The 2,959-nt window shown below is 72.6% G+C and carries 2 protein-coding genes; one reads left to right on the forward strand and one right to left on the reverse strand.

Annotation, left to right across the window (positions count from 1 at the left end):
• Positions 1–108 precede the first annotated feature (108 nt).
• Entirely contained in the window at positions 109–1,467 is a 1,359-nt protein-coding gene (glmM, locus tag AVW11_RS35305; protein WP_030842709.1) for a phosphoglucosamine mutase, read from the forward strand.
• A gap of 194 nt (positions 1,468–1,661) precedes the next feature.
• Here the strand turns inward: glmM and coaA are convergent, their stop codons facing one another.
• A complete protein-coding gene (gene coaA / locus AVW11_RS35310; RefSeq protein WP_030842712.1) occupies positions 1,662–2,711 on the reverse strand; it encodes a type I pantothenate kinase in 1,050 nt (349 codons plus the stop codon).
• Between the last annotated feature and the right edge of the window lie 248 nt (positions 2,712–2,959).

Here is a 2,959-nt window from a genome sequence, read left to right on the forward strand (position 1 = left end):
GCCCCGGCAGCACTCTCTGTGCTGCCGGGGCGGTTCGTTTACCGCCACAAGCGGCAAATACCTGACACAAGCGGTCATACGCGAAGCGCAAAACTCGGGAGGACAACAGTGGGACGACTCTTCGGGACGGACGGTGTACGCGGCGTCGCCAACGCGGATCTGACGGCGGAGCTCGCGCTCGGCCTCTCCGTGGCGGCTGCCCACGTACTCGCCGAGGCGGGCACGTTCGAAGGCCACCGGGCGACCGCGGTGGTCGGCCGGGACCCCCGCGCCTCCGGTGAATTCCTCGAGGCCGCAGTCGTGGCCGGCCTGGCCAGCGCGGGCGTGGACGTCCTGCGCGTCGGTGTGCTGCCCACCCCGGCGGTGGCGTATCTCACCGGTGCGCTGGGTGCCGACCTCGGCGTGATGCTCTCCGCCAGCCACAACGCCATGCCCGACAACGGCGTCAAGTTCTTCGCGCGCGGCGGCCACAAGCTCGCCGACGAGCTGGAGGACCGCATCGAGTCCGTCTACGAGGAGCACCGCACCGGTGCCCCCTGGGACCGGCCCACCGGGTCGGGCGTCGGCCGGGTCTCGGACTACACCGAGGGCTTCGAGAAGTACGTCTCCCACCTGATCGGCGTCCTCCCCAACCGCCTCGACGGCCTGAAGATCGTCCTCGACGAGGCGCACGGCGCAGCCGCCTACGTCTCGCCCGAGGCGTTCGCCCGGGCCGGCGCGGAGATCGTCACGATCGGCGCCGAGCCGGACGGCCTGAACATCAACGACGGCTGCGGATCCACCCACCTCGGCCTGCTGAAGGCGGCCGTGGTCGAGCACGGGGCCGACCTGGGCATCGCGCACGACGGCGATGCGGACCGCTGCCTGGCCGTGGACGGCAGCGGCGCGGAGGTCGACGGCGACCAGATCCTCGCCGTGCTGGCGCTGGCCATGCGCGAGGCAGGCCAGCTGCGCGAGAACACCGTGGTCGGCACCGTGATGTCCAACCTGGGCTTCAAGCTGGCGATGGAGGGCGAGGGCATCCAGGTCGTGCAGACCGGGGTCGGCGACCGGTACGTGCTGGAGTCGATGAAGGAGCACGGCTACGCCCTCGGCGGCGAGCAGTCCGGCCACGTGATCATCCTCGACCACGCGACCACCGGTGACGGCACGCTGACCGGCCTGCTGCTCGCGGCGCGGGTCGCGGCCACCGGCACGTCCCTCGCCGAGCTGGCGGGCGTCATGCAGCGGCTGCCGCAGGTCCTGATCAACGTGCCCGACGTGGACAAGTCCCGGGTCTCCACCTCCGCCGAGCTGGCGGCGGCGGTGTCCGACGCCGAACGCGAGCTGGGCGCCTCCGGCCGGGTGCTGCTGCGCCCCTCCGGTACGGAGCCGCTCGTACGGGTGATGGTCGAGGCCGCCGACATCGAGCAGGCCCGCTCCGTCGCCGGCCGGCTCGCGGACGCCGTGAAGTCGGCGCTCGGCTAGCAGGCCGCCCCGCCCCCGCTGGCAGAGGGCGCCTCCGCCAGGTCTGCGTGGCGCACCCGGTTTCCGGATCATCCGGTTCTGCCGGGTGCGCCACAGCGGTTTCCCGGCGATGGGGGCGGGCGTCCCCGAGGGACGGTCCCGCCCAGGTCGGGCGCCGGCCGCAGGCCGGAGCCCGCGCCGGGCCGGCGCGGCGGCTACAGCTTGCGCAGGCTCAGCTTCTGGACCTTGTGGTCCGGCCCCTTGCGGACGACGAGGGTGGCGCGGCCGCGGGTGGGGGCGACGTTCTCCAGCAGGTTGGGCCGGTTGATCGTCCGCCACATCGTCTGCGCGTACTCCATGGCCTCCTCCTCGGAGACCTGCGTGTACTTGCGGAAGTACGAGAACGGGTTCTGGAAGGCGGTCTCGCGCAGCTTCCGGAAGCGGTTGAGGTACCAGCGCTCGATGTCCTCGGGGCGGGCGTCCACGTACACGCTGAAGTCGAAGTAGTCCGCGAGGGCGACGCGGGTCCTGCCGTCGGTGCCGGGCAGCGCCGGCTGGAGCACGTTGAGGCCCTCGACGATGAGGATGTCCGGACGGCGTACGACGAGCTCCTCGCCCGGCACGATGTCGTAGATCAGGTGCGAGTAGACCGGGGCCCGCACCTCGTCCTTGCCGGCCTTGATGTCGGCGACGAAGCGGGTGAGCGCGCGCCGGTCGTAGGACTCGGGGAAGCCCTTGCGGGAGGTGAGCCCGCGCCGCTGGAGCTCCTTCATCGGGTACAGGAACCCGTCCGTGGTGACCAGCTCCACGCGCGGGTGCTCGGGCCAGCGGGCCAGCAGGGCCTGGAGCAGGCGCGCCACGGTGGACTTGCCGACGGCGACCGAGCCCGCGACCCCTATGACGAAGGGGGTGCCCGCCTGCGCGCCGTGGCCGTTGCCGGCGTCGCCCAGGAAGGTGTTGAGGGTGCCGCGGAGGTTGCTGGTGGCGCCGACGTAGAGGTTCAGCAGGCGTGACAGCGGCAGGTAGACGTCGCGGACCTCGTCGAGGTCGATGACGTCGCCGAGGCCGCGCAGGCGCTCCACCTCGTCGGCGGTCAGCGGCAGCGGCGTCCGTTCGCGCAGGGCGCTCCACTCGGCCCGGGTGAGGTCGACGTACGGCGAGGCCTCGGGGCCGCGGCGGTGCGCGGTCCTCGGGGGCTGCCCGTCCTGGCCGGTGTGCTCCGTTGCACCCTCGGGCGTGTTGCTTCGTGGCGGCGAAGTGATCACACCGCCATTGTCGGGGCTCAGGGGCGGTTGTGGGTGGTGGGGTCGGTCACGTGACCAAGGGCAGATGTGGCCGCAGGGTCCCGATCCGGGGCGATCGCGGTTGCGCCCTGATCACGATCCGGGTGCGGGGCGCGTACGCCGGTGGCGGCGGGCCCGCGGACCGGCCGCAGCGTGCGCAGCGCCGCGCTGAAGGGGCTCGGCTGAAAACGGCTCCCGGACGTCACCGGACGGGAGCCGCCACCGGCGGG

The sequence above is a fragment of the Streptomyces amritsarensis genome (assembly GCF_001953875.1).
Taxonomy (GTDB): Bacteria; Actinomycetota; Actinomycetes; order Streptomycetales; family Streptomycetaceae; genus Streptomyces; species Streptomyces amritsarensis.